Origin of the sequence: Mycobacterium sp. OAS707 (assembly GCF_014873705.1) — a bacterium.
Taxonomy (GTDB): domain Bacteria; phylum Actinomycetota; class Actinomycetes; order Mycobacteriales; family Mycobacteriaceae; genus Mycobacterium.
On sequence record NZ_JADBDS010000003.1, the window covers coordinates 1,308,663 to 1,335,385 of the forward strand.

Annotated in this window: 21 protein-coding genes; 10 read left to right on the top strand and 11 right to left on the bottom strand. The window is 65.6% G+C overall.

Going from position 1 to position 26,723, the window contains the following annotated elements; genetic code table 11:
• Window positions 1-19: 19 nt before the first annotated feature.
• Window positions 20-613 carry a hypothetical protein gene (locus tag GGC64_RS24645; RefSeq protein WP_192725101.1) on the top strand — a complete coding sequence of 198 codons (594 nt, stop codon included), beginning with the start codon at window positions 20-22 and terminating at the stop codon, window positions 611-613.
• Window positions 610-1,299 carry a hypothetical protein gene (locus tag GGC64_RS24650; RefSeq protein ID WP_192725102.1) on the top strand — a complete coding sequence of 230 codons (690 nt, stop codon included), beginning with the start codon at window positions 610-612 and terminating at the stop codon, window positions 1,297-1,299. Before GGC64_RS24645 ends, GGC64_RS24650 begins: the two co-directional genes overlap by 4 nt.
• Here the strand turns inward: GGC64_RS24650 and GGC64_RS24655 are convergent.
• From GGC64_RS24655 to GGC64_RS24665, 3 genes are read right to left on the bottom strand one after another with little or no spacing between them, the layout of a single operon-like run.
• Window positions 1,296-1,703: a CoA-binding protein gene (locus GGC64_RS24655; protein ID WP_192725103.1), complete on the bottom strand. Its 408-nt coding sequence runs from the start codon at window positions 1,701-1,703 to the stop codon at window positions 1,296-1,298. The two genes, GGC64_RS24650 and GGC64_RS24655, sit on opposite strands and share 4 nt — an antisense overlap.
• 2 nt (window positions 1,704-1,705) lie before the next feature.
• On the bottom strand, window positions 1,706-2,227 hold the full coding sequence (locus GGC64_RS24660) for an XRE family transcriptional regulator (RefSeq protein WP_192725104.1): 522 nt from the start codon (window positions 2,225-2,227) through the stop codon (window positions 1,706-1,708).
• Window positions 2,224-5,133: an MMPL family transporter gene (locus GGC64_RS24665; protein WP_192725105.1), complete on the bottom strand. Its 2,910-nt coding sequence runs from the start codon at window positions 5,131-5,133 to the stop codon at window positions 2,224-2,226. The genes GGC64_RS24660 and GGC64_RS24665 overlap by 4 nt, the downstream gene beginning before the upstream one ends.
• Window positions 5,134-5,448: 315 nt before the next feature.
• On the opposite strand from GGC64_RS24665, the gene GGC64_RS24670 reads away from it, so the two are divergent.
• From GGC64_RS24670 to GGC64_RS24685, 4 genes are all read left to right on the top strand, one after another.
• Window positions 5,449-6,015, top strand: coding sequence for a hemophore (locus GGC64_RS24670; protein WP_192725106.1), 567 nt, complete (start codon window positions 5,449-5,451; stop codon window positions 6,013-6,015).
• Between the two features lie 162 nt (window positions 6,016-6,177).
• Window positions 6,178-6,561 carry a heme-binding protein gene (locus GGC64_RS24675; protein WP_192725107.1) on the top strand — a complete coding sequence of 128 codons (384 nt, stop codon included), beginning with the start codon at window positions 6,178-6,180 and terminating at the stop codon, window positions 6,559-6,561.
• A gap of 56 nt (window positions 6,562-6,617) precedes the next feature.
• Window positions 6,618-7,286: a response regulator transcription factor gene (locus tag GGC64_RS24680; protein ID WP_192725276.1), complete on the top strand. Its 669-nt coding sequence runs from the start codon at window positions 6,618-6,620 to the stop codon at window positions 7,284-7,286.
• On the top strand, window positions 7,286-8,623 hold the full coding sequence (locus GGC64_RS24685; protein WP_192725108.1) for a HAMP domain-containing sensor histidine kinase: 1,338 nt from the start codon (window positions 7,286-7,288) through the stop codon (window positions 8,621-8,623). Before GGC64_RS24680 ends, GGC64_RS24685 begins: the two co-directional genes overlap by 1 nt.
• On the opposite strand, the gene GGC64_RS24690 is transcribed toward GGC64_RS24685, so the two are convergent.
• Window positions 8,620-9,000, bottom strand: a complete 381-nt coding sequence (locus GGC64_RS24690) for a DUF3054 domain-containing protein (RefSeq protein ID WP_192725109.1) — start codon at window positions 8,998-9,000, stop codon at window positions 8,620-8,622. The genes GGC64_RS24685 and GGC64_RS24690 overlap by 4 nt on opposite strands.
• Window positions 9,001-9,028: 28 nt before the next feature.
• Entirely contained in the window at window positions 9,029-10,165 is a 1,137-nt protein-coding gene (locus tag GGC64_RS24695; RefSeq protein WP_192725110.1) for a YbhN family protein, read from the bottom strand.
• Between the two features lie 110 nt (window positions 10,166-10,275).
• Here GGC64_RS24695 and GGC64_RS24700 point away from each other — a divergent pair, with 110 nt between their 5' ends.
• Complete coding sequence (locus tag GGC64_RS24700; RefSeq protein WP_192725111.1) at window positions 10,276-11,439, top strand: AI-2E family transporter; 1,164 nt, start codon at window positions 10,276-10,278, stop codon at window positions 11,437-11,439.
• Window positions 11,440-11,529: 90 nt separating this feature from the next.
• Here GGC64_RS24700 and GGC64_RS24705 read toward each other — a convergent pair whose 3' ends face one another.
• From GGC64_RS24705 to trmB, 3 genes are all read right to left on the bottom strand, one after another.
• On the bottom strand, window positions 11,530-14,523 hold the full coding sequence (locus GGC64_RS24705) for an MMPL family transporter (RefSeq protein ID WP_192725112.1): 2,994 nt from the start codon (window positions 14,521-14,523) through the stop codon (window positions 11,530-11,532).
• A gap of 45 nt (window positions 14,524-14,568) precedes the next feature.
• Entirely contained in the window at window positions 14,569-15,204 is a 636-nt protein-coding gene (locus GGC64_RS24710; RefSeq protein ID WP_370582307.1) for an NYN domain-containing protein, read from the bottom strand.
• Window positions 15,205-15,266: 62 nt separating this feature from the next.
• Window positions 15,267-16,025, bottom strand: coding sequence for a tRNA (guanosine(46)-N7)-methyltransferase TrmB (trmB, locus tag GGC64_RS24715; protein ID WP_370582289.1), 759 nt, complete (start codon window positions 16,023-16,025; stop codon window positions 15,267-15,269).
• Between the two features lie 182 nt (window positions 16,026-16,207).
• Between trmB and GGC64_RS24720 the strand changes: the two genes are divergently transcribed.
• The 3 genes from GGC64_RS24720 (at window position 16,208) to GGC64_RS24730 (ending at window position 20,597) form a co-directional block, all read left to right on the top strand.
• A complete protein-coding gene (locus GGC64_RS24720) occupies window positions 16,208-17,116 on the top strand; it encodes a hypothetical protein (protein WP_370582291.1) in 909 nt (302 codons plus the stop codon).
• Window positions 17,113-18,591 (top strand): hypothetical protein, encoded by a 1,479-nt coding sequence (locus GGC64_RS24725; RefSeq protein WP_192725115.1) that lies wholly within the window; start codon window positions 17,113-17,115, stop codon window positions 18,589-18,591. Before GGC64_RS24720 ends, GGC64_RS24725 begins: the two co-directional genes overlap by 4 nt.
• Window positions 18,592-18,770: 179 nt before the next feature.
• On the top strand, window positions 18,771-20,597 hold the full coding sequence (locus tag GGC64_RS24730) for a phosphoenolpyruvate carboxykinase (GTP) (RefSeq protein ID WP_192725116.1): 1,827 nt from the start codon (window positions 18,771-18,773) through the stop codon (window positions 20,595-20,597).
• A 424-nt stretch (window positions 20,598-21,021) separates the two neighbouring features.
• Here GGC64_RS24730 and GGC64_RS24735 read toward each other — a convergent pair whose 3' ends face one another.
• From GGC64_RS24735 to GGC64_RS24745, 3 genes are all read right to left on the bottom strand, one after another.
• On the bottom strand, window positions 21,022-21,237 hold the full coding sequence (locus GGC64_RS24735) for a hypothetical protein (protein ID WP_192725117.1): 216 nt from the start codon (window positions 21,235-21,237) through the stop codon (window positions 21,022-21,024).
• Between the two features lie 61 nt (window positions 21,238-21,298).
• Entirely contained in the window at window positions 21,299-23,947 is a 2,649-nt protein-coding gene (locus tag GGC64_RS24740) for an adenylate/guanylate cyclase domain-containing protein (RefSeq protein ID WP_192725118.1), read from the bottom strand.
• Window positions 23,944-26,622 (bottom strand): adenylate/guanylate cyclase domain-containing protein, encoded by a 2,679-nt coding sequence (locus tag GGC64_RS24745; RefSeq protein WP_225952163.1) that lies wholly within the window; start codon window positions 26,620-26,622, stop codon window positions 23,944-23,946. Before GGC64_RS24745 ends, GGC64_RS24740 begins: the two co-directional genes overlap by 4 nt.
• Window positions 26,623-26,723 lie beyond the last annotated feature (101 nt).

The following is a 26,723-nucleotide window of genomic DNA, read 5'->3' on the forward strand; positions in this document are numbered from 1 at the left end:
GCCAGGTAGCCTCTCGCCTGTGCCCGACAAGCAGAGCCAGGACCGCACCGACGACGGCCCCGTCTTCACCGGCTTCGGCATCGGCTCGGCGGTCCTTGGCGTCCTCGCGGTGGCGGCCGTCGTCCTGGCAGGCCTGATCTGGACCCAGCACCGCAGCGACGTCGACGAGCTTCACTACCGCGCCCGTGTCATGCAGGCCGCCGCCGACTGGACCAGCGTGCTGATCAACATGAACAAGGACAGCGTCGAAGTAGACCTCAACAAGCTGCACGAGGGCACCGTCGGTCAGCTCAACGCCGACTTCGATTCGACCGTGCAGCCTTATCGCGCGCTTGTGCAGAAGCTGCAAGCCAAAACCACCGGTCAGGTCGACTCGGTGGCCGTTGAGTCGATCCACCACGCCCAGCCCGGCCCCAACGGTGCGCCGCCGCCCCAGCAGCAGCCCGAACTGTTGGGGGCCGCATCACGGACCGACACCGTGATGGTGGTGGCGACATCGATCAGCCAGAACGCCGGCGCCGACAAACCGCAGACCGTGCGCTGGAATCTGCGCATCGACGTCTCCGACGTCGACGGCAAGCTGCTGATCTCGCGGCTGGAGCCCATCCGATGAGAAACCTGTTGCGCGTCTTGGCCTTTGACGTACTGGCGCCCCTTTCCGCAGTGCTGGCCCTGGTGTACATCGGTATCGTGCTGGCCTGGCCCCTGTGGTGGGTGTCGGCCTGCTCGGTGTTGTGCTTACTCATCGTCGAGGGCGTCGTCGTCAACGTCGTTCTCGCGCGCCGTGATTCGGTCACCATGGGCACCGACGACGACGGCCCCGGACTGCGACTGGCCGTCGTCGCCGTCGCAACCGCCGCGTTGGCGGCCGGCGTGACCATCGGCTACGTCAAGTGGACGGTGCCCGACCGCACGCTCAACAGTGACACCACCGAGGTGGCCGGCATCGCCAGCAGCGTCTCGGAGGCTTCGGCCACGTTCACCCCGCAAAGCCCGAACGCATCGATCGACCGGGTCACTGCCATGATGTCGGCGAAGAGCGCCGAGGCGTTCAAACGTGAATTCGCTGATGTGGCAAAGGATTTGACAAGCCGGAACATCTCGGCCCAGGCCAGCACGGTGTCGGCGGGCGTCGAGGCGATCGGGCCGGACGCCGCCAGCGTCGCGGTGATCATGCGTGCGACGCAGAGCTCACCGGGCAAGCCGACGGACACCGCGGTGCTCGCACTTCGCGTTCAGCTGTCGAAGTCCGACGGACGCTGGATGGTCGACGACGTGTCGCCGATCCACTCGCGCTAACGCAGCAGACGCGCGTGGTCGACCTTCAGGCAGCGGTCCATCACGACTTGCAGTCCCGCTGCTTCGCCATCCCGGGCGACCTGGTCATGCCACAGCCCGAGTTGTAACCACAACACCTTTGCGCCGACATCGACGGTGTCGGTGAGCACGCCAGGGAGATACTCGCGGCGCCGGAACACGTCGACGAGATCGGGCACCACCGGAAGGTCCGCCAGTGATGGGTACACCCGCGTGCCTTCGATCTCGTCGATCGTCGGGTTGACCAAATACAGCTCGTAGTCGCTCGCCGACTTCAGATAGCTCCACACGTCATGGCTGGCTCGCATGGGGTTGGCCGACGCGCCGACGATCGCGACAGTGCGCGTCTCCCGCAGAATGTGTTCGATGTCCGGCGCGTTGGCCATGCCTAGTGGCGTTGATCGCGCATCTTTGCGAACCGGTCGGACAACCGGCGCATCCGGATCATCAGCGAGGCAGGCGGACTCGTCGTCCCGGCGACATACGCCGCAAACTCCTTGCTGGGCACACCGATGCGCGAAGCGAACTCGTCAGGGCCGAGACCCGAGCGCTCCAGCAGCGCCTGCACATGGCGGCCGACTTCGGCGCGCTCGTTGGCCTCGAGATGCTCGCGGGTCCGGATCAGCACCTCTGAGAGGGCCTTCGAAACGCCGTATGGCCGTGCGGTTTCCAGCACTTCCTCGACCTGGCGTGCAGTCCTGCCGTACGGATCACGCTTGATCGCGACGACGATGCGCTGCCAGACGGTGAGGTCGTCGGTCTCCAGCGCCGCGCGAATCGCAGAGGTCGGCCAGAACTCGACGGGCCGGTCATCGGTGGTCGGTTTGCGGGCACTTCTCGGCGCCGGCGCTCGCGTCGGGCCGGCGACTGCATCGCGTCGCGCATCCCGAATGTCGGGTGCCAACGTCACCTCGCCTCCTCAAGCATCGCTACCGCCACCGACAGGCAGCGCTCCCTGACCTTGGCCCAATCAGCCTCCGCCTCAGGGCCCGACATCCTGGTGTCGTGCTCGTCTGACGGTTGTGGATCGGCCAGGCGGCGTACCAACTGGGTGGCGACCCATTGTTTTCGTGAGCGGTCTCCACAGTAGTACCGGTCCATGGACGCCAGCACCACAGCGGCAGTGTGAGTCTCCATGGAGTCGACCAGTTCGGCAAACTCGGCAAAATCCTTTGTCGTGTTTCGGCACATGACCAGGTAGCTCTTCAGCCGCAGCGTCTCAGCCCCGGTCGGAACCTGCAACCGGTCGCCGGTCGGCAGCTGCACGTTGGTGGTCTCCACCGGGCTGCTGCGCGCGACCGGTGCGCGTTCGGCGTCGGCCTCGGTCTCCAGCGCATCCAGTGCCACCGACAGCCTGCCTCGCCAGATGGTCACCGGATGCACCTCGGGCAGGCTGGGCGGCTTGGACTTGCCGTTCTTCACGCCATTTGCGGTTGTGCCGCCGTTGCGATGTCCGGCCCCGTTCACGATCGCGGGCATCGGCTGGGTGGGGGGAGCGACGCCTAGCGCGAGCGGGTCGGCGACGGTAATCGTATCGGGGGCAAGGCTTTTCAGCCTGGCCGCGGACTTGACCACCATCCGGAGGTCGGAGCCTGTCGGCCCCAGCGACGAAATGTTGTCAGGGATGATGACCAGGTCGGGCAGGTCGACCTTGGGGATCGGCTTTTCGAAGTCCACCGACGGCAGGATGCGGGCCAGCCAGCGTGGCAGCCACCAGTTCCATTCGTCGAACATCGCCATCAGCGCGGGCACCAGCACCAGCCGCACCACGGTGGCGTCAACCGCGATCGCGACCGCGCACGCAACGCCGAGCTGAGCGACCAACGGCATGCCCGCGAACGCGAACCCGATGAACACCGCGATCATGATCAGCGCGGCGCTGGTGATGGTCCGGGCGCTGGTGCTCACCCCGTACGCGACGGCGTCGCGGGTGTTCTTGGTCTGCAGGAACCGCTCGCGGATGCGGGTCAGCAAGAAGATCTCGTAGTCCATCGACAGGCCGAACGTCATCGCCAGCACCAGCGGCGGGATCGTGCTGTCCAGCGACGAGATCGGTTTGAAGCCCAGGTCTTCGAGCCAGCCCCACTGGAAGACGACGACGAGGCTGCCGTAGGCGGCGGCCACCGACAGCACCGTCATCAGCACGCCCTTGAACGCCAGGAACACCGACCGAATCGAGATGAGCAGCATCACGAACGCGATCAGCGCGACGAACCCGAACACCAACGGCTGGGTTGACGACACCCGGTCGTCGAAGTCCTTGATCAGCGCCGTCGGCCCGCCGACGTCGATGCGTGCTCCTGTGTCGGTCTTCGGCAACTGTGCGCGCATCCAGTCGACCGTCTCGCGCGCACCCATGTCCTCGGGGTCCACCGACAGCACCGCCGACAGCATCGCGCGCCGGTAGTCATCGCCGAAGACGGGCGGCGACACGGTCACCACGTTGGGTCCCTGCGCCATCTTCTGGCGCACCGCGTCGAGCGCGGGCTGTTTGGCCGCCGCGGAGGCCGCATTGCCGTCAGGGAACGTCACGAGCACACGGACCGGCCCCAGCGCGCCGGGCCCCAGTGCCTGCGCCGCCGCGTTCACGCCGCCACGGATCTCATGCGTCGGCTCGAACTGGCGCTGCATGCTGTTGCCGAGGACCATCGAGAACGCCGGCGCCGCAAGGGTCAACAGGAACGCCGCGGCCAGCAGCGCCGATGCCCACGGCCGTCGCATCACCCATCCGGTCCAGCGGCTCCAAAACCGCGACTGCGTGCTTTCGACGCGGCGCGACCAGTGCAGATACGACGACCGTTTGGCCGCCGCCCGGCCGAACGTCGCCAGCACCGCGGGAGTCAGCGTGGTCGACGTCAGTACCGCAACGGCGACGGCGAGGATCGCGCCGGTGGCCATCGACCTCAGCACCGGGGTGTTGATCAGGTAGATGCCCGTGACGGACGCGATCACGGTCAGCCCGGAAAGCACGACCGCCAGACCGGAGGTCGCCATCGCGGCGTCGGCCGCTTGCTGGGAATCGCGGCCCGCACGCAGTTCCTCCCGGAACCGCATGAGAATGAACAGTGAATAGTCGATGGCCAGTGCGATGCCGAACATCGACACCGTCGACGTGACGAACACCGACATCGTGGTGTACATCGACAGCAGATAGACCAGCCCCATGGTCACCACGACCGTGCAGATGCCAAGGACCAGTGGCATCGCCGCGGCCGCCAGCGAGCCGAAGACCGCGAGCAAAACAATCAGGACGATCGGAAGGTTCCACTGCTCGGCCTGGGCGATGTCGTGTTTGGTGGCCAGTGTCGCGGCCGCACCGAGTGCCCCCTGCCCGATGACGTAGAGCTTGACCTTGCCGTTCTCGATCTCGCCGGGCTGATCGCCGGTGATGCCGACCTTCTGCCGCAGCTGTTTGGCGACGTCGACGGCGCCGGTGTTGTTGAAGTCCAACTGCAGGGTGACGACATACGGGCGGTCGGGCTGAGGCGGCGGCTGCTGCGGGTTCGGCGCCACCTTGACGCTGGGCACCTCGGCGGCGATGCGCTCGAGTTGGGCCACCGCCGCAGTCATGTCCTGGAACGAGGCGTCCGCGCGCGGGGCTGCTACCAGGGCCAACGGGGAGGCGCCCTGGTCTGGGAAGTGCTGCTCGAGCTCACGCTGCACATGCAGCGACTGGGAGCCTTCGACTTCGAAGCCGCCGCCGGTGAGGTTGCCGGATTGGTTGGCCGCCAGATAAATGGCGGGAGCCAATAACAGCAGCCAAACCGCGAAGACCGCCCAGCGATATCTGCGCAGGTTGCTGCTCAAGCGCATCATGAACTGCTGGATAGCGAACTCCCACTTTCTGCCCGGCGTTGCGAAGCTGAGCCTATATCAGCGTCGTGTAGGGTGACCGGCCCTGAGCAACGCCTTAAGCAGCTCTAACTCCACTCTCGCAATTGCCTCACCAACCGTTACTCCAGCCTGCGGACTTCCTGCTATTCACCTGCACGTTTCTTCGCTGGATTGGCAGCGGCAGCGACGTCGATGGCACTATGTGCGACAGGCCGTTTTGGGGTCACCGAACCCAACTGTCCGATTGCGGAGTGTTTGCGACGTGCCAAAACGTTTGCAAATCGTAAGGAGTTGTCCATGATTTCGTCTGCTAAGACGTTGCGTCGCGGCCTTTATGCGGCGTTCGCTGCGTCGGCGGCCGGTGGCGCCAGCGTCGCTGCCCTGTTGGGTAACCCAGCCCCGTCGGCAACCGCCGCGACCGATCCGTGCGCGGCCAGTGAACTGGCCAAGACCATCGGGTCGGTGGCCACGTCCATGGGCTACTACCTCGACAGCCACCCGCAGACCAACCAGGCGTTGACGACGATCTCCCAGCAGCAGGCCGGGCCGCAGTCGCTCGGCTCGGTCAAGGGCTATTTCGACGCCAACCCGCAGGCCGCCAAGGACATGCAACAGTTGCAGCAGCCGCTGGTGAGCCTGTCGGCCCGCTGCCAGTTGCCGATCAGCTTGCCGCAGCTGATGGGCCTCATGCAGGCCACGCAGCAGCAGGGCGGCGCGGTGCCCGGAGGTTTGCCAGGAGCTCTGCAGGCCGCGCAGACGATGGGCGCAGGCGGTGCTGTGGCGCCGACGTCACCGCCGCCCGCAACGGCTGCCACGCAGGGCAGCGGACCGCTGCCGGGGCCGTCGACGCTCACCCCGCGTTAGCGCGGCACGACACGCCCCGACCCTAGCTGACCTGCGGGTTCGGACTTTGTCGCGATCGGTTATCCGCAAGGCAAGAAAGTCTGCACCCTTTCTGCTTAGCTTTTAAATTGTCGGAACCGCCAATGGTTCTCGCTTCTGAACTTCGTCCGAAGGAGCCTGTCCATGTTGCTCTCGGCCCGTACCGCGCGGCGTGCGGTAGCTGGCGTGGTCGGCACCGGCGCGATTGCCGGTGCGATGTTGTTTGGCGCACTGCCCTCGGCGATGGCCGACGATCCGGCCAACAACCCGCCGAACTGCACCGCTGCCGACCTGGCCGGGGTGGCTTCGGGGGTCTCGGCTTCGACGTCGGCTTACCTCTTCACGCATCCGGATGTGAACTGGTTCTTCACCAGTCTCGAAGGGCTGCCGCGTGATCAGGTCCGTACCGAGGTGAAGAACTACCTGGACCAGAATCCGCAGACCAAAGCGGATCTCACGGGGATCCGCCAACCACTGGTCGACCTCAAGAACCGCTGCGGTTCAGCACCTGCACCTGCGATTTCGTAGCGCCCGTGCGGGTGGGTGAATCGCCCGCGCAGGACAGCGCGAGCCGTACGGTGCTGATGGTCGACGACGACCCTGACGTCAGGACCTCCGTGGCCCGCGGGCTGCGGCATTCTGGTTTCGACGTGCGGGTCGCGGCGACCGGTAAAGAGGCGCTGCGGCTGCTCTCCAACGAATCCCACGACGCGTTGGTTCTTGATGTGCAGATGCCCGAGCTCGACGGCGTCGCGGTGGTTACCGCGCTGCGGGCGTTGGGCAATGACATCCCGATCTGTGTGCTGTCCGCGCGTGACACGGTCAACGACCGGATCGCGGGCCTGGAGGCCGGCGCCGATGATTACCTGACCAAGCCGTTCGATCTGGGTGAGTTGGTGGCTCGGCTGCACGCGCTGCTTCGGCGCGCGAGCAACTCGGAGCAGTCCTCCGACACGATGACCGTGGGGCCGTTGACCATCGACACCGCGCGACGGTTGGTGTTCGTCGACGGCGAGCGGGTCGAGTTGACCAAGCGAGAGTTCGACCTGCTGGCAGTGCTCGCCGAGAACGCAGGTGTGGTGCTGTCGCGGCAACGGCTGCTCGAATTGGTGTGGGGTTACGACTTCGACGTCGACACCAACGTTGCCGACGTGTTCATCTCCTACCTGCGGCGCAAGCTCGAACGCGACGGACTGCCAAGGGTGATTCACACGGTTCGCGGGATCGGGTACGTGTTGCGGGACGAGCCGTAGTGAGGCTGCCGCGGTTCCTGCGGTCAGCTTCGTTGCGTACCCGGGTGGCGATCGCGTCGGCTGCCGCCGCCGCTGCGGTGGTGGCCGTTTTCACCATCCTCACCTCCGTGGTGCTCGCGAATAACGATGCGGCGCAACTAGATCGGCGACTCGACTCGATCGTCGACGCCAGCATCAATCCCAACGAAGTGCAGGATCCGCGACGGGGTGTGCTCACCACCGGGCGGTCCAAGTCGACCGGGCAGGTGATGTTTCAGCGCGGCCTGCAACTGCCGCCGTTGCCGTTGGGCAGTGCCAACGTCGAAGTCAACGATGTCGAGTATCGGGTGCGTACCGTCGCCGTGGACCAGCAGGGTGGTGTGCTGATGTCGGTCGGCATCCGCGCCGACAGTATCTTGTTGAACCGCGCCAGGATTCCGGCCTACACCGCCGTCGGTGTGGTGACGGTGTTGATCGCCGCCGGACTGGGCTGGCTACTGGCCGGCCCAGCGATCCGGCCGCTGCGCCGACTGACCGAGCACACCAAAGCACTTGGCGAAGACGCAGAGGAGATGCCCGAGGTGCGCGGCGTGCGCGAGGCCGAGGATCTTTCCGAGGCGATGTCCGCGATGCTGAGCAGGCTGGCCGCCGCCCAGCGGGCCACCACCAACTCGCTGCAGGCAGCGCAGGACTTCGCCGCCAACGCCGCACACGAACTGCGCACACCGCTGACGGCGATGCGCGCCGACCTCGACACGCTGCGAATCCACGATCTCCCGGATGACGAGAGAGCCGAAGTGGTGCAAGATCTTTCGCGCGCGCAGCGTCGCGTGGAGGCGATCATCACCGCGCTTGGGCAGCTCGCGTCCGGCCAGCTGGCGCAGGTCGAAGACCGCGAGCTCATCGACATCACCGACATGCTCGACCGGGTCGCGCGAGAGAACATGCGCACCGCCGCCGGCGTCGAGATCGAGGTCGAGGCCGCCGACGATCTCGGACCGATCTGGGGTTGGCCCGGCGGCCTTCGCCTCGCCGTCGACAATCTGGTCCGCAACGCGGTGACACATGGTCAGGCGACTCGAATTGTGTTGATGGCACGGCGGCTTGCTCATAGCCTGACGATCATCGTCGACGACAACGGCCGCGGTCTGCCCGAGGAAGAGCATCAGGCCGTGCTTGGCCGGTTCTCCCGCGGCAGCAACGCGGCGCCAGGCGGATCGGGGCTGGGCCTGGCGCTGGTTGCCCAGCAGGCTGCGCTGCACGGCGGGCGCATCGAGCTGTCCGACGGACCACTCGGTGGTTTGCGCGCGACGTTGACGGTCTCGACTTCGCCTGAGCCGCCTACCGATTCGGACTAGCCCCGGCGCAGCATCGCCGCCACGGCGCGCCATCCCAGCAGCAGGACTGCCGTCGCTATCGACGCCACCACTATGAAGCTGGTCTGCACACCCGCGGAGGTGGCCTTGCGCAGCAGCATTCCGCCCACCACGGTGCAGACCCATACCGCGACGCCGGTGGAGATGACCGTGAACGGCCTGCGCCATCCCCGGATCAGGAGCCAACCGAGAGCGGTGCCGGCCAGAAACGGCCACGCGGTCTGCGCGATGCCTGCGACGGTCAATCCCTCGGCGTGGCTTCGTCGTCCGATCGTGGCGAACACGATCACGCAGACGATGTCGGCCAGCAGGGCGATCAGCGCGCGTCGCACCCGCCTGCGCGTGTCATTGATTGGCAACGTTCCTCACATCTAAAACGGCTGGGGCTCAAGAAGATTCGGGTTCGGGATCATGGGGGGCCTCAGGGTCGGGGCTGAACTGCGGCGGCTGTGCGGAGTCGACCGTTGCGTCAGGGTCGATGTCCTTCTCGGTGCGGAACATGAAGAAGAACACCACCCAGCCGATCGCGGAGATGAAGATCCAACTGACCAGCCGATAGATGAGCATCGCGGAGATCGCGGAGGCCAGCGTCATGCCCGACGTCACCAGGCCCGGCACCAGCACCGCCTCGACGACGAGCAGCCCGCCCGGCATCAACGGGATCGATCCGACCGCACGTGCCGCGGCGTACGCCACCGTCACACCCGCCAGGGACGGGTGCGCACCGGTGGCGTAACAGGCGAAAAGCAGACACCCGACATCGGCGATCCAGTTGAACAGCGACCAGCCGAACGCCTCGCCGAGCTCGCGGCGCGACAGGCTGACCGACTCCAGCTGGGACAGCGTCTCGCGCCACTTGGTCAAGCCCGTGTCGGAGGGCTTGCCGCGCACCGAGTTGAACCACGACAGCAGCCGCACCCCGATACCGTCGATGAGTTCGGGGCGGGTCGCGACGGCCTGCGCCAGCACGATCAGCACGAGGAAGCCACCTAGCGAAAAGATAAGCGACAGTGGGTTTTTGCTCGCACCGAGCATGAAGGCGCCGCCGAGGCCGACGAGCGCAAGCCCAACCACCTGCAGCGCGCCCGACATCACCAGCTGCCACGACGCCACCACCGGCGACGCGCCCCAGATGCGCTGTTGGCGGTAGATGAAGGTGGCCGACAGCACCGGGCCGCCCGGCAGCGTGGTGGACAACGCGTTGCCCCCGTAGAAGGCCGCCTCCGAACGCCATTGCTTGACCTTGACGCCCGCCGACCTCAGCAGGGTGCGCTGAATCTGCGCGAAGCTGTGCATCGACGACATCGCTGCGACGATCGCGGCCAGCACCCACCACCAGTTCGCGGAGTAGACGCTCTTCCACGCCTTGGCCAACTGGTCCCACACCAGCGTGAGCTCGGCCGCCAGCACAACGGCTGCGACACCGATGATCGCCCAGCGCAGCCACCAGTATTTGCCCCTGGTAGGGCGCTCCTGGCTGGAGTTTCCCGTCTGCGAGTCGCTCGCAGGCGCGTCGTGGGACACGCCAATAGGGTAACGGTGCAGTTCGCGCAGATAATGGCGCAATCGCAGGCGCGCCGAGGTCGATTCGCGAGATGCCCAGCCAGGTGTGTGCCTGCCGTTACGCTACCGGCATGCCAGCGGGCCCTTCCTTCGATTCCGTCGCCGATGCGTCAGTGACTCCCTTCGTGCGCAAGACGGCCGCATGGGCGTGGCGCCTGCTGGTTATCGGCGGTGCGATCGTGGCGCTGTTATGGGTGGTCAAAAAGCTGGAAGTGCTGGTGGTGCCCGTCGCGCTGGCGACGCTGCTCGCTGCGCTGCTGTTGCCGGTCGTCGATTTCCTCGACCGCCACGGCGCGCCTCGCGGTGGCGCGGTGGCGCTGGTCCTGCTCGGCGGAATAGCCGTCGTCGGCGGAATCATGGCGTTCGTCGTGACCCAGTTCATCCAGGGCGCACCGGCACTCGTCGACCAGGTGAGCGCGAGCATCAAGGGCGTCGGTGACTGGCTGACGAACGGGCCGCTGAAGGTCAACCAGGATCAGATCGACAGTGCCCGCAAATCGGCGATCGAAGCGCTGCAGAACAATCAGGAGAAGTTGACCAGCGGCGCGCTGTCGACCGCGAGCACGCTGACCGAGATCGTCACCGGTGCGCTGCTGGTGCTCTTCACTCTGATCTTCGTCTTACACGGCGGGCGTCACATCTACGGGTTCGTCACCAAGATCTTCCCGCAGGACGTGCGGGACCGGGTGCGTGACGCGGGGCGGGCCGGCTTCCATTCGTTGATCGGCTACGTGCGCGCGACGTTCCTGGTGGCCCTCGTCGACGCGGTCGGCATCGGCACCGGCCTGGCGATCATGGGTGTGCCACTGGCGTTGCCGTTGGCGTCGCTGGTGTTCCTCGGCGCGTTCATCCCGCTCGTCGGTGCGGTGATCGCCGGATTCGTCGCGGTCGTGGTCGCGCTGATCGCGAAGGGCTTCGTCTACGCGTTGATCACGCTCGGCTTGATCATCGCCGTCCAACAGCTGGAAGGCCATGTGCTGCAACCGCTTGTGATGGGTCGTGCGGTGTCGATCCATCCGCTGGCCGTGGTGTTGGCGATCGCGGGAGGCGGCGTGCTGGCGGGCATCGTCGGCGCGCTACTGGCGGTGCCGACCGTAGCTTTCCTCAACAGCGCGGTTCGCGTGCTCGTGGCCAGCGACCCCGCAGCCGAAGAAGCCGCGCAGGAATCCCAAAGCGGGCCGGTCGTCAAGGGCGAAGCCGACGACATAGAAAGCCGAGCGGCCGACGCGCCCTAACACCAAGGCCCGCGAAATAAGGTTCCGGTACGTTTCTCGCCGGAAAGCGTGCCGAAACTCTGATCTCGGCAGCGCCAGCCGAGCAGCCGACTAGATCCGACCCTCGCGCCGCAGCAGATCCTGCGCGCTGACCCCTCCGCCGCGGCGCTTGGGCTCTTCGTCCTTGGGGGTGTTCAGCTTTTCGGTGGCCGCGTCGGCGTCGGACTTCCGCGGCGTCGGGATGGCCGTCGTCGCGGGTGCATCGGTGTTCTGCGGTCGCGGACGTCCCCTGCCTTCCGGCGGGGTCCCCAGCGCGGGAATCGCAGTCGTCGGCTCGTTGCCCGGCTGCGGTCGCGGCGGGCGCGGGCGTTGTTCGGGCATCGCGCGCGTGGCGTCCGTCGACGGCCGCGCTGGTGGCGCAGCGGGCGGCGCCGCAGGCGGAGCGCCCGCGCTGGTACCGCGCAATTCACCGAGCCATGACTCGATTTCGCGCTCTTCCCGTGGTCCGGCAGGTGGCGGTGCGGGCCGTTGCGCACGGGGTGTGGCTCCGGTCGCGTTGTTCACGACATTGCGGACCGCATTCTTGGCGACCGACAGCCGCGTGGTCTGCGGTTCGTCGGCTTGCGCCCGGGTGGGGATGCGCGTCGTGCCTGCGCCGGACGGACCATTGCTGCGCGGCGGGGCCGCGATCCGTGACGTCGCGTTCGGCCGCGACGAACCCTCGACCGCGGGGTGTGTCGGGTCATGCGGCGGCCTGGGCCGCGCTGCCGGCGCACCCGCACCGACGAGCGCCTCCGGGCTGTCCGACGGCTCACGCACCGCGGGGCGTTTGCGTTCGTCGGGCAGCTCGGTCTCGCCGAGGCCGAGCCGCTCCTGAAGTCGCTTCATCCAGCGCGGCGCCCACCAGCAGTCGTCGCCGAGCAGCTTCATCACGGCGGGCACCAGGAACATCCGGACCACGGTGGCGTCCAGCAGCAGCGCGATCAGCAGACCGAACGCCAGGTACTTCATCATCACCAGATCGGAGAAGACGAACGCGCCCGCGACAACGGCCAAAACCAGTGCGGCGCCGGTGATCAGGCGACCGGTCGTGGCGGTGCCGATCCTGATCGCCTCGGCGGTGGACATGCCGCGCTCACGCGCTTCCACCATGCGCGAGACCAGGAACACTTCGTAGTCGGTCGACAGGCCCCAGATCACCGCGATGATCAAGCCGATCATCGGCGCCATCAACGGCTGTGGCGTGTAGTTCATCAGCCCTGAACCGTGGCCGTCGACGAACATCCACGTGAGCACGCCCATCGTCGAGCCCAACGTGAGCGCGCTCATCACCGCGGCCTTGATCGGCAACACCACCGAGCCGAACGCCAGGAACATCAGGATCGTCGTCGTGGTGATCAGCAGGACCACCATCAACGGCAGCTTGTCGAACAGGCTGTGAATACTGTCCTGCTCCAAAGCCGGTGTGCCGCCGATGGATACAGTGATGCCGCGCGGCGGTGTGATCGCCCGCAACTCGTTGATCTGCTTGGCCGCGTCGTTGCGGTTCACCAAACCGTTCTGGATCACCCGCACCGACGGCTCCTTCGACGCACCGTCGAGGTAGGGCCGTTCCTTCCACATCTTGGACGGATCGTTGTCCGGGTCGATGAAGCCGGGAATCTGCATCGCCTTGTTGCGCATTTCGGCGATCTGCTGGTCGGTGATCGGCTGACCGTTGTCGCTCTCCATGACAATCGTCAGCGGTTCGGTGCGGAACCCGGGGAAGATCTTGTCGAACTCCTGCTGCGCCTGGCGTACCGAATTGTCAGGCGGCAGATATTTCTCGCTGATGCCGCCGAGCGCGAGCTGTCCCAGCGGGATGATCAGCGCGATCAAAACGATGATGATGGGCACAGCGAAGGCGGCGGGCCGCTTCATCACGCGGTTGACGAGCTTGCCCCAGAAGCCCTTCTCGACCTCTTCGCGCGTCTTGGTCTTCTGTGTCTTCTCCGACAGCCACTCCAGATAGACGCGCATCGGCTTCCAGTTGCGGAAGAACGGAACGCGCAACAAGGTGCGCACGCCGAGCGCGTCGACGTTCGGGCCAAGGATGGCCAGCGCTGCGGCCAGCACGGTGATCGACAGGATCGCCGCGAGCATGACCGAGGCGATGATCGCGTAGGTGATCGACTTGAGGAAGCCCTGCGGGAACAGCAGCAGCGGCACCGACGAGGCCACCAGAATCACCGCGGAGAACATGATGGTGCGGCCCGACGTCATCACTGTGCGGCGCACGGCGGCCTCGGTGTCGTAGCCTTCGGCGATTTCTTCTCGGAACCGGCTGACCATGAACAGGCCGTAGTCGACCGCGATGCCGAGGCCCATCAGCGTCACCACCGGCTGGGCGAAGAAGTGCACGGGTATGAACTCGGCGATCAGGCGCATGATGCCCAGCGCGCCCGCGATGGTAAGGCCGCCGATGATGCCGGGTAGCGCGGCAGCGACGACGCCACCGAACACGAAGAACAACACCACACAGACCAACGGGATGGCGGCGACCTCGGCGCGTCGCTGGTCGTCGCCGATGGTGCCGGTCAGTTCGGCGGCCAGCGGCTGCAGACCCGCCATCTTGAAGTCGACGCCGTCGTCTTTGACGCTGAGCAGGTCGTCCTTGACCTTCTTGTAGTTGTTCAGGATCGCGTCGTCGTTGTCGCCCTTGAGCTGGATCGACATGAACGCGTGCTGCTTGTCGGCATCGGACATGTTCTTGAGCACGTCTGGGCTCTTGAAGTAGCCGATCGACCGCAGGATCTCGTCGGGGTGGTCCTTCTCGACCTTGTCGAGGTTGTCGAGGATCTTCTTCTTGAAGTCCGGATCGTCGACGGTCTTGCCCTCAGGCGCCGTGTAGATACCGACGATGTGGCCGGACGTGTCGCGGCCGTAGGCCTTGTCGGCGACGACCGACGCGTGCACCGACTGGCTGCCCTCGTCGTAGAAACCGCTCTGGGTGACATGGCTGCCGAGACTGATGCCGAACACGCCGCCACCAAGGCACAGTGCGACCATGACACCGATCACTATGTATCGATATCGGTACACCGTTCGACCCCACCAGGCGAACACGTAAGCTCCTTCTAAGTCTGTGGCTACCCGCGCATTTCCAGTTGTCTACACGCGCGAGGTAAGTAGCGAGGACAGCGGCCGGAATGGCTGCAGCCAAGCCCCTTGCTCGGGCAGCGAATCAAGGCCGATTCGCGGTAGCGGTTCCCGGAAAACACCAGGAATGTCTTCCAGGTCGACGAACTCCAAGGTATCCGACGCTAACGCCCAACTGGCATGTTCGCGAAATCCCAGCACCGCCACGGGCACGCCGTCGCGGGCAATCTCCTCCAGTGGCTGCTTGAAGGCCTGCCCATCGGCGGAGGCCACCAGCACACCGGCCAGCCCTTCGCTGCGCCGAAGCGCGATGTGGGCGAGCATGTCGCTGTCGACGTCGCTGTCCTCGTCGATCTTCGGTTTCGCGAAGACCGCGAAGCCAACGTTACGCAATGCCTCCACCCAAGGTCGAACCACATCGGCGCTACCTGGGGCGATGTTCGTAAAGACGGTCGCCTCGGGCTCCAGCGTCAGGTCCGCGCGGGAGGCGGAGATCTCTGCGGTGCGGGTCAGCAGCCACCGGCCGAGGGCGTCGAATCGAGGCCGATGTGCGGCGGTGGGCCTGCCGCCGAGGATCGAGCCGAGACCCATGTCGAGGTTGGGTGCGTCCCACACCAGCAGCACTCGCGCCGTCGCTTCGACAGGCATCACCGGCGGCGGGGCTACTTCTTCTATGTGTGGTTCTACGCGCTGGATGTCTTCAGTGACGCTCATGCCCTTTTCTCCCAGAGCAACTCGGCAACGGCACTGCCCGCGTGCTGGGCCTTGCCTTCGTACTTCGTAACGGGCCGCTGCACGGAGATGGGCAGCGTGTCCGAGGCGCTGATTCTGCGCAGCCGCGGCTCGGCGTCGCCGACTTCGGCGATCTGTTCGGCGTAGCCGGCGTGGTCGGTGGCGGCATGCAGCACACCGCCGGTCCGCAGCCGGTCGGCGATCAGTGCGACCGTGTCCGGTTGCAGCAGCCGGCGCTTGTGATGTCGCGCCTTGGGCCATGGATCGGGGAAGAAGACCCGCACACCGGTCAGTGAGTCCGGGGCGAACATGTGTTGGAGCACGTCAACGCCGTCGCCGCGGATCAGACGGATGTTGGTGACGCCCTCGCGATCGATCGCGGACAGCAGTTGGGCCAGCCCACGCTTGTAGACCTCGACCGCGACCACGTCCAGGTGCGGTTCGGCCTTTGCCATCGCCAGCGTCGAGACACCGGTTCCGCTGCCGATCTCGAGCACCACGGGCGCCGACCGGCCGAACCACGCCTCGGTGTCGAGCAACGATGCGGGGCCGTCGGCGTCACGGGCAAGTGCGCCCATCTCGGGCCACAGCCGCTCCCACGTCGCCTGTTGTCCTCCGGACAGCGTCGAGCGCCTGGTCCGAAAGCTGGTGACCCGGCGATGCAAATGCGCGGCTTCCGGCCCGGGACGGCCGACGACATCAGGCCCGGGCGTTTGCATTCGTCCATGGTCGCTCATAGACAGCTGAGTACCCGCATCGTGGTACAGATTGATACCCAACAGTTGCCTTCGGCTGGTACTGGGGACAACCGTTCGCGACCTGCGCGCGAAGGTGCCACGATTACGGCAACACTCGGGAAGGCCGCCAGATTTTCGTCGATGCGCTGAGGCGATTCGCTGAACACAGCAAGGATCCGCGATTGCAGCCGGTTATCGCGCGCCTTGCTGCTCCCATCCGCGTTGCTGTGCTGGGCCGCGGCGGCGTCGGGCGCGGCACGGTCGCTGCGGCGTTGGCCGCGTCGGGAATGGCTGTCACCACCGATGCCACGGCCGCGGATGTTCAGGTCGTCGTGATCGCCGAGGCTGTCAAGCCGGAGGACCGTGCACTCCTTGCCGTCGACAAGCCCAGCGTGACGGTGCTGAACAAGGCCGACCTGACGGGCTTCGGCGACGGCGGTCCGCTGGCAAGGGCGCACCGGCGTGCCGCCGAGTTTCGGACCCTGACAGGGGTGCCTGCGGTGTCGATGATCGCGCTGCTGGCGACCGCCGAACTCGACGACGAGCTGATGCGGGCGCTGCGAGTGTTGGTCACCGAGCCCGCGGACCTGACGTCGACGGACGCCTTCGTCGATGCCGCCCACCCGGTGCCGCCCGAGCTTCGGCGCCGATTGCTTGCGACCTTGGATCGCTTCGGCATCGCCAGCGCGCTGCTCGCACTTGGTGAGGGCGCAGAGGTGTCGTCCGTGCTGCGTCGCGCGAGCCGGCTCGACAGGGTCGTTGAGCACATCGTCGCGGCGGCCGCCCCGGTGCGCTACCGCCGGCTGCAGACCGCGATCACCGAATTGCGTTGCATCGCAGTACTATCCGGTGACAGTCAGCTCGCTGATTTCCTGTCGACCGACGAGACCGTGCTCGCGGTGATGTCGGCGGCGGTCGACGTGGTCGAGGCGGTAGGAGTGCAGGTGGACCGGGGCGACGACGCTGCGGCGCATCTACGCCGGGCCGTCCGTTGGCGTCGTTACAGCCGGGGCCCGCTCAGCCCACTGCACCGCAACTGCGCCGGTGACATCGCAAGGGGTTCGCTGCGCCTGCTCGGGCAGGCTCGATGACCGAACCGGAAGCCGCCGCCGACGCCCTGGTGGCGGCCATCGATACGGGCCTGAGTTCACCGGGCGTCGAGCGACGCGACGTCGTCTTGGTGACGGGCCCGTGGCTGGCTGGCACCAGCAGCCTCATTGCGGTGTTGCGGGAACGGATGCCCGAGCGCACCTTCGTGGAGGCCGACGAACTGTCTGCCGCCCATGCGCCCACGGCGGTGGTATTCGTGGTGTCTGCGATCGCGCCGCTGACCGAATCCGATTGCGCGCTGGTCGATCTCGCTGCCAACTGCACCGACCTGATCATCGGCGTGGTGGCCAAGATCGACGCTCATCGCAACTGGCGCGAGGTGCTGGCCGCCGACCGTGCTCGGTTGGCGGCACGCGCGCCGCGGTATGAGCATGTGCAGTGGGTGGGTGCGGCGGCCGCGCCCGATCTCGGAGAGCCGCGGGTCGACGAACTCGTCGGTGTGCTCAGGCAGCGGCTGGCCGACCCGGATGTGCAGCGGCGGAACCGGCTGCGGGCGTGGGAAGTCCGGCTGCAGAACGTGATCGAGCGCTATCAGGCGGAGGCCGCCGGATCGGATCGGCAGGCCCGCGTGGCCGCGCTGCGCAAGAACCGCGAGGACATCCTGCGGGGCAGGCGGTTGTCGAAGTCCGAACGAAGCATCGCGCTGCGCAGCCACATTCAGCAGGCGCGCGTGCAGCTGACCTATTTCGCGCGCAACCGCTGCACGTCGGTGCGTGCCGAACTGCAAGAGGACGCCTCGAACACGAGCCGACGCAAGCTCGGCGAATTCGAGGCCTATGTGCGGACCCGCGCGGAAGAAGTCGTCGATGAAGTCGACGAGGGCATCACCACACACCTGAGCGACGTCGCGACCGAGCTCGGTCTGTCGGCGCCGGAGCGGCCCGCACCTGCGCCTCGACCTGAGGTCTCGTCGCCACCGCTGAAGTCACGGCGGTTGGAGACCCAGCTGACGATGGTCGTCGGCACCGGCTTCGGATTCGGGGTCGCGCTCGCCGTCACTCGGCTGTTCGCGGGGCTGGCGCCCGGGCTGACGGTCGCGGGACTGGTGGCAGGTGGGCTGGTGGGTCTGTTGCTGACGGTGTGGGTGGTGGGCATCCGGGGTCTGCTGCAGGACAGGGCGGTGCTGGACCGGTGGGTCACCGATGTCACCGCGACGTGGCGGGCCGTGGTCGAGGAGCGGGTCGCCACCCGGGTGCTCGCGGCGGAAGCGGCGTTGACCTCCGGCCTGGCCGCCCGAGACGAGGTGGAGAGCGCGACGGCGGCCGATCGCGTCGCTGAGATCGACGCTGAACTGCGCGAGCATGCGGTGGCCACCGCCAAGGCCGCGGCGGTCCGCGACCGGCGGTTGCCGCCCCTGCAGGAGGCGCTCGACGCGGTGCGCGCTGACCTGTACGGCTGCGCCTCGAACGAACTGCGGAACGGCTCGGATGCGACGGTCGGCAAACTGAATCGGTAAAACGCCCGAAATCGATTCTCTGAATCGTTCCTGTGAGTGATCGGACATAGATCCGATTTACCGCGGGTATGTCACCCACGTTAACCTCAGTACAGGGACGACCGAATGCGCAGCCATTCAGGCTCGGAGGCGTGATCGGGGCCTGCGTCCTGGCAGAAAACCTACGCAGGAGAGTTTTGATGACAGCAGCGACCATTCCAGGTCTGGACACCGCACCGACTAAACACAAGGAGTTGCTCGCCTGGGTCTCCGAGGTCGCGGAGCTGACGCAGCCGGACCGGGTCGTGTTCGCTGACGGCTCCGACGAGGAGAACGCGCGGCTGTGCGAGCAACTCGAAGCGGCAGGCACCTTCAAGCGCCTCGACGACGAGAAGAAGCCGAATTCGTATCTGGCTTTGTCCGATCCTTCTGACGTGGCCCGGGTGGAGTCCCGTACCTATATCTGTACCGAGCGCGAAATCGACGCGGGTCCCACCAACAACTGGATGGATCCGGCCGAGATGCGCGGCATCATGACCGACCTTTACCGCGGCTGCATGCGCGGTCGCACCATGTATGTGGTGCCGTTCTGCATGGGCCCGCTCGGTGCGGAGGATCCCAAGCTCGGTGTCGAGATCACCGACTCCGAATATGTCGTCGTCTCGATGCGGACGATGACCCGGATGGGTCAGGCCGCGCTGGACAAGATGGGCACCGACGGCTTCTTCGTCAAGGCGCTGCACTCGATCGGTGCGCCCCTCGAGCCCGGCCAGAAGGATGTGCCGTGGCCGTGCAACGACACCAAGTACATCAGCCACTTCCCGGAGACCCGCGAGATCTGGAGCTACGGGTCGGGCTACGGCGGCAACGCGCTGCTTGGCAAGAAGTGCTACTCGCTGCGCATCGCGTCGGCGATGGCGCACGACGAGGGCTGGCTCGCCGAGCACATGCTGATCCTCAAGCTGATCTCCCCCGAGAACAAGTCGTACTTCATCGCCGCGGCGTTCCCGTCGGCGTGCGGTAAGACCAACCTCGCGATGCTGCAGCCGACCATCCCGGGCTGGCGCGCAGAGACCGTCGGCGACGACATCGCGTGGATGCGGTTCGGCAAGGACGGCCGGCTGTATGCGGTCAACCCCGAGTTCGGTTTCTTCGGCGTCGCGCCCGGCACGAACTGGTCGTCGAATCCGAACGCGATGAAGACCATCGATGCCGGCAACACCGTCTTCACCAACGTCGCGCTGACCGATGACAACGACGTGTGGTGGGAAGGCCTCGAAGGCGACCCGCAGCACCTGATCGACTGGAAGGGCCGCGACTGGACGCCGGACTCGGACGAGAAGGCCGCGCACCCGAATTCGCGGTACTGCACCCCGATGTCGCAGTGCCCGACCTTGGCTGCCGAGTGGGACGACCCGCAGGGCGTGCCGATCTCCGCGATCCTGTTCGGTGGGCGTCGTAAGACCACCGTGCCGCTGGTGACGCAGGCCCGCGACTGGCAGCACGGCGTGTTCATCGGCGCGACGCTCGGCTCTGAGCAGACTGCCGCCGCCGAAGGCAAGGTGGGCACCGTCCGCCGCGACCCGATGGCGATGCTGCCGTTCCTCGGCTACAACGTCGGTGACTACTTCGCGCACTGGATCGACATCGGCAAGCAGTCCGATGAGTCGAAGATGCCGAAGATCTTCTTCGTCAACTGGTTCCGCCGCGGCGACGACGGCCGCTTCCTGTGGCCGGGCTTCGGCGAGAACAGCCGGGTGATGAAGTGGATCATCGATCGGATCGAGCACAAGGCCGGTGGCACGACCACGCCGATCGGTACCGTGCCGACCGCCGAGGACCTGGATCTCGAGGGTCTCGACGTCGATCCCGCCGACGTGAACGAGGCACTGGCCGTCAACGCCGATGAGTGGCGCCAGGAGCTGCCGCTGATCGAGGAGTGGTTCGAGTTCGTCGGCGAGAAACTGCCGACCGGCATCAAGGACGAGTTCGACGCGCTGAAGCATCGGTTGGCCGAAGCCGACTGATCACGTCGTCAAAAGTCCCCGGGTCCTTTGGATTCGGGGACTTTTGCATTTGTCAGCCTCCCGGACTGGCCCGCTTTTGCGTATACGTCGGGGCTGTCAAGTCTCGTATCGGTGGGTCCTTGGGAACTGGCGGCCTACACCCCTGCCAGGAGGGCATAAGCCCACACACGTCGACCGGATGTTCGGGTGCCGGCGATGTCAATATGGTCAGTGCCGCAGTTACCGTGACAGCAGACCCGCCCACGACCGCGAAGAATCTGCGCACTCGATGGCCGTTCATCACAACCTCCCTGCGGATGGCCCCAGCCCTCTGGCAACGTACCGCCGTCACGGCGCGGGACATGTTCTCCACAGTCAACTGGTGGCAGATCCACAGGAAATCGCGCTCGCACGATGCCACCTAGTTCCGCGGACAGGGCTGGCCCTAGTAGCCGGAGTTCGGTGAAACCTGCGTGATCGTCGGCGGATTGGTCTTGTGCACGAACATGCTCCGCCGCACATCCGGCGGCTGACAGGAATCCATGCTGGGAAGCAGCGCGCACACATTGATCGGGCTCTGCGGTGCCGGCGCCGTCACAACGACCACGGCCGCCGCCACGGCGATAGCGGTGCCGCCAAGCATCGCGAAGAATCCACGCACGTCCGCAATGTACCGGCGCACGGAACGCGAATTCGGTTGGCACAGAGGCTTGGTGGCTGTTTCACAGCGCGCTATACGGTTGCTGGAGGTCGGCGCGCACCATCTCGATCTGCTCGAATGCGTAGGTCGCCATCGCGGCATTCGTCATGGACGTGCCGACACGGCCGAGAGATTCGTAGGTGCGGTCACCAAGGACCTCACGCAGATGGGTGATCGCAGTGTCGACTTCGGGGAAACTCGCACGCGCAAGTGCGTCCCCCGCGAAGCCGCTGATGATGGCCGCCGGTTCATGGTGCCCGAGCCGGTCCAGTAATGCGGCGAGCAACCCCAACGTGACGTGCATGAGTTCGATCGTGCCGGAAGCGTGGTAATAGCGGATTGTCTGACCTATGTAGTCGAAGGCCTCGGTGAGCTCGCCGCGATTGGCAGCGAGGCCTGCGAGAAGTCCCGCAGTGATCGACGACTGCTGTCGGTTGCCGGATTCCTCAGCGAGCGTCCAGGCTTGGCGCAGTGCTTCATAGGCGGCTGCAGAATCGACGTGCCGACGGGCCCAGCCGTAGGCGAGGAGCAAGGCGCCGGCGAGACTGGGATTGTCGGCGCTTTGCGCGACGGCGAGGAAGTCGTTCGACGCTTCGATCGCTTCGTCGGTGACTCCGATGACTGCCAACGCAACCACCAGTACTGCGTGGGCATGGGTAGGAATGCCCGGATTCCGCGTGATCGTGGCTCGGCACCACTCGACTGCGTGGTCGGGCCGACCCGCCGTGTTGTATCCAGCCGCGACCGCGCTCTCGAGCTCTTCGCTTGCGGCGTCGAATTGTCCGCTTTCGATTGCCGCCCGAGCATGTTCGGCATAGGCGAGGAAGTCGTGGACTCGTCCCACTGCAGCGCAGTAGCTGGCTGCGAGATATAACTGCGCCAGCCGCGGATGGTTGACGGCTTTCGCCCGCGGAATGAGCTCTTCGGCCCAAGTGACGGGCTCCCACTGTTCGACGAGATACCCAAGGAATGCTGCGTCGACTGCGATGGCTGCGGCCGTGTCGAGTTCGTCATGATCGGCAGCCCAGCGAAACGCTATGCGAAGATTCGCCAACTCGACCGTGAACCATTCGTAGGCCTCGCGTTGCCGCGGACCATGTCTCCATGCCTCGAGTACATCGGCCATACGCCTCGCGAAGTGGCGCGCATGTGCGGAGCGAGCATGATCAGCCTCGCCGTTGACTACGAGCTGCTCTTCGGCGAACTGGCGGATCGTTTCCAACATCGAGAATCGAGTCAGGGCCGATGACCGGTCGGTGGCCAACAGTGATTTTCGTACCAGCGCATCGAGTATGTCCAGGGTCGCCAGCTCGTCATCCGAACTCGCTACGGCGCACGCTGCAGAAAGGATGAATCCACCCGCGAACACCGAACACCTTGCCAGTAACGCCTTTTCGACGTCCTCGAGCAGATCGTAGGACCACTGAACCGCGTGGCGTAGCGTTTGGTGTCTTTCCAGACCGCGCCGTGATCCAACCAGCAGACGGAATCGGTCGTCGAGACGATCGCGGACCTCCTGGACGGACATTGACGTCAGCCGCGATGCGGCCAATTCGATCGCCAAGGGGATGCCATCGAGGCGTTGGCAGATCTCGACTATCGCGCCGTGCGGCGTCAGTGGAACGCCCCGGGCGACGGCTTGTGCGCGGTCGACGAACAAAGCGACTGCGGACGAGTCGAGGCCGGTACTTATGTCGAGTGACGGTACGGGCCATAGTTGTTCATCTTCAACGCGGACTCCTTCGCGACTGGTGGCAACAACTTTCGTCGTTTCCGACCGCGCCAAGATTGCTTCGATGACGTCGGCGGCCGCGTCGAGGACGTGTTCGCAGTTGTCGATTATCAGCAATTGAGACCTGCCGTCCAGCGCTGCTGCGACGCTGTCAGTGAGGCTCATGCCTGGCTGTTGGGCTATTCCAAGCGCCGCCGCAACAGCGTCCGGCACCGCAGTTGGATCGCCGACCGCAGCTAGCTCGATAACCCATACGCCCTCGGAGAAGTTGTCGGCCAGCCGAGTTCCTAGTTCAAGCGCAAGTCGCGTCTTGCCTACCCCACCGACTCCGGTGAGCGTGATCAACTGGTGTTGCTCAAACAGCGCCTCCAATTCGACAAGTTCAGCTTCTCGCCCGATGAAGGTGGTGTTTCGCGGACGGAGGTTTCCACGTGCCGGATCTGCGGTCTTCAGTGGCGGAAACTCGGTGCGTAGGCCGTCGGCCTGTACTTGAAACAGGGTGACCGGATTGGCGATATCTCGTAATCGCTTTGATCCCAGGGGAATCAGATCAACACCGTTGAGTAGACCGACGGTTGCACCGTCGATCAGAATCTGGCCTCCGTGGCCTGCCGCCATCACCCGGGCAGTGCGGTTGAGTACGGCGCCGAAATAGTCGTCACCGCGCAACTCCGCCTCGCCAGAGGCGATGCCCATCCGCACCGGCAATTCGACCGTGCGCTGCGCGTCGACCGCGGCGTCGACAGCCGAACGGGGAGAATGGAATACAGCGCACATACCGTCGCCGGTGTAGTTGAACACCTTGCCATCGTTGGCCTCGACGGCATCGCGCAGGACTTTGTTATGCGTTTCCAGCGCGACCCGCATAGCATCCGCGTCGGCCTCCCAACGCCGCGTCGACCCTTCGATATCGGTGAACAAAAACGTGAGAACACTCATGACTCAACTGCGTTCGTGAGAAGGGCACGCAAGTCGTCGATCTGCTCGAGTGCGAACTTCGCCATGGCGGCGTTTGACATGGCCATGCCGGTCCTGGCAAGTGACTCGTAACGCTCGTCGCCGAGCACCTCGCGCAGATGCTTGAGGGAAGCGTTGATTTCGGGGTACGTGCCTCGCGCGACTGGGACTTCAGCGAATGTGCTAATCGTGGCGGCTGCCTCATACCGTTCGAACCGGTCCAACAATGCGACGAGAACGCCCATCGCCCCCGATACGAAGATCAATGTCCCGGAATCGTAGTAGCTGCGAATTGCCAACTCCACGTAATCGAAGGCTTCCAGCGGGCTGGCGTGGGTCGCCGCCACGCTCGAAAGGCTGAGTGCCAGAACTGACTCCATCTGCCGGTTGCCGCTGTCTTGGGCGACCGCGAGACCGCGACGAAACGCCGCGTACGCGGTAGCGGGCGCGGCCGCGCGATGAGTGTGGCCGTATGCCAGCAGGGCGCCGCTTATGGACATCGGATTCACGGTCTGGTCGGAGACGGCGAACAGTTCCTCCGAAAGCGCCTTTGCCTCCTTATGTGCGCCGGCCAAGGAAAGAGCGAACACGAGAGTCGGCCCAACGAGTTCCGGACCCCGCGCAGAGCGTTCGATCACCGCGCGACCCCACTCGACACCCCGGCGGACGTCCTGCATGTACATATAGCCGCCGCCGAGTAAGACCTCCAAAAACGGTGGTACATCGTCGAAGCGTCCACTTGCAATCGCACTTGCACCCGCGTCGGCGTACCTGATGAAGTCGGCGCGGCGACCGGTCACATGGCACAGGGCCGCCGCGATATACAGCTCAGCCAACCGCGAGTGTTCGACTGCCTTGGCCGGTTCTATGAGTTCCTCTGCCCACGTGATGGGCTCATATTGCTCGACCCAATAGCAAAGGAACACTGCAGGGCACGCGATGGCCGCCGCGGTATCGAGGTCGTCATGGTCGGCTGCCCACCGAAATGCAGTCCTGAGATTGGCCAATTCGGTGGCGAACCATGAGTAGGCGTCACGCTGGCGCGCACTGTCCCACAACGCCATAACTGGGGATTCCTGCGCAGCGAAGTAGTGGGCGTGAGCGTCCCTTGTGGCATCGGCGGTGCCTGATTGCACAAGCTGTTCCTCGGCAAACTGCCGAATCGTCTCGAGCATCGTGAAGCGGGTGCGCCCGGACGACCGGTCAGTGACGAGAAGCGATTTGCGCGTGAGGGCGTCGAGCAAGTCGAGAGCCGCGAATTCGTCGGAAGATCCCGCAACCGCAAGTGCCGCCTCGAGATCAAATCCGCCCGCGAACACCGAACAGCGTGTCAACAGCTGCTTTTCCGGCTCGTCGAGCAGGTCGTACGACCACTGCACCGCGTGCCGCAGGGTCTGGTGGCGCTCGAGTCCCCGCCGAGATCCCACCAATAGGCGAAACCGGTCATCGAGGCGATCGCGTACCTCGGTGGCGGTCATCGACTGCATGCGCGATGCGGCCAACTCGATCCCCAACGGAATCCCGTCCAATCGGCGGCAGATCTCGACGACTGCTCCTGCCTCGTCGAGTGAGGCGAAAGAGACGACGGGTGACACCGCCTGCGCGCGTTCGATGAAGAGCAATGCTGCTGCGGAGTCGACATCGCTGTGCACCAGCGACGGAACCGGCCACAGTTGTTCGTCGGCCAGGCGCAGGCCTTCTCTACTGGTGGCCAGGACCTTCACCGTCGAGGATCGCGAGATGATCGCTTCGATCATGTCGGCAGCCGCGTCAAGCACGTGCTCGCAGTTGTCGAAGACGAGCAGTCTCAACCGGCCCTCCAGGGCCGCCGCCACGCTGTCGGCGAGGTTAAGTCCTGGTTGTTGAACGATGCCCAGCACCGCCGCGACCGCCTCGGGCACGGCTGCGGGATCATTGACGGCGGCCAATTCGACAATCCACACGCCGTCGGGAAAGTCGTCGACCGACCTCGCAGCCACTTCCAACGCCAACCGAGTCTTGCCGACTCCGCCGACGCCGGTCATCGTCACCAATCGGTGGGCCTTCAATGCAGCCTGAAGCTCAGCGAGTTCGGCCTCACGCCCGATGAAACTCGTCGTTGGCGTCCGAAGATTTCCGGGAGTCGCGTCGAGCGTCTTCAATGGCGGGAAGTCGGCGCGCAGGCCGTCGGCCTGAACCTGGAACACCTCGACAGGTTTGGCGATGTCGCGTAACCTCCTGGGCCCCAACGACATCAGGTCGACGCCGCCGAGCAGACCCGCCGTCGCGCCGTCGAGCAGGATCTGGCCGCCATGACCGGCGGCCATCACCCGGGCGGTGCGGTTGAGCACTGTGCCGAAGTACTCACCGCTTCGCAGTTCTGCCTCACCCGTGCCGATGCCCATCCGCACGGGCAGTTCGAGGGCACGCTGTGCGGTGACCGCGGCATCGACCGCCGACCGCGGCGACCAGAACACCGCACACATGCCATCGCCGGTGTAGTTGAAGACCCGGCCTCCGTGGGCATCGACGGCCTCGCGCAGCACCTGGTTGTGCGCTTCCAGCGCCACCCGCATCGCGTCGGCGTCGGCCTCCCACCGTCGCGTGGAGCCCTCGATGTCGGTGAACAGGAAGGTCATGACGCCGGAGCCCGGGCGCGGCGCGCCGTCATCGATCATGACGCACCCCCATTCCCCAGGCGTAATCGTAAGTTCGTCCTGGGCAAATCGGACCGAGACCCAGGCTCTTGACACCTGTCAAGTTGATCGTCGTAAAGTCA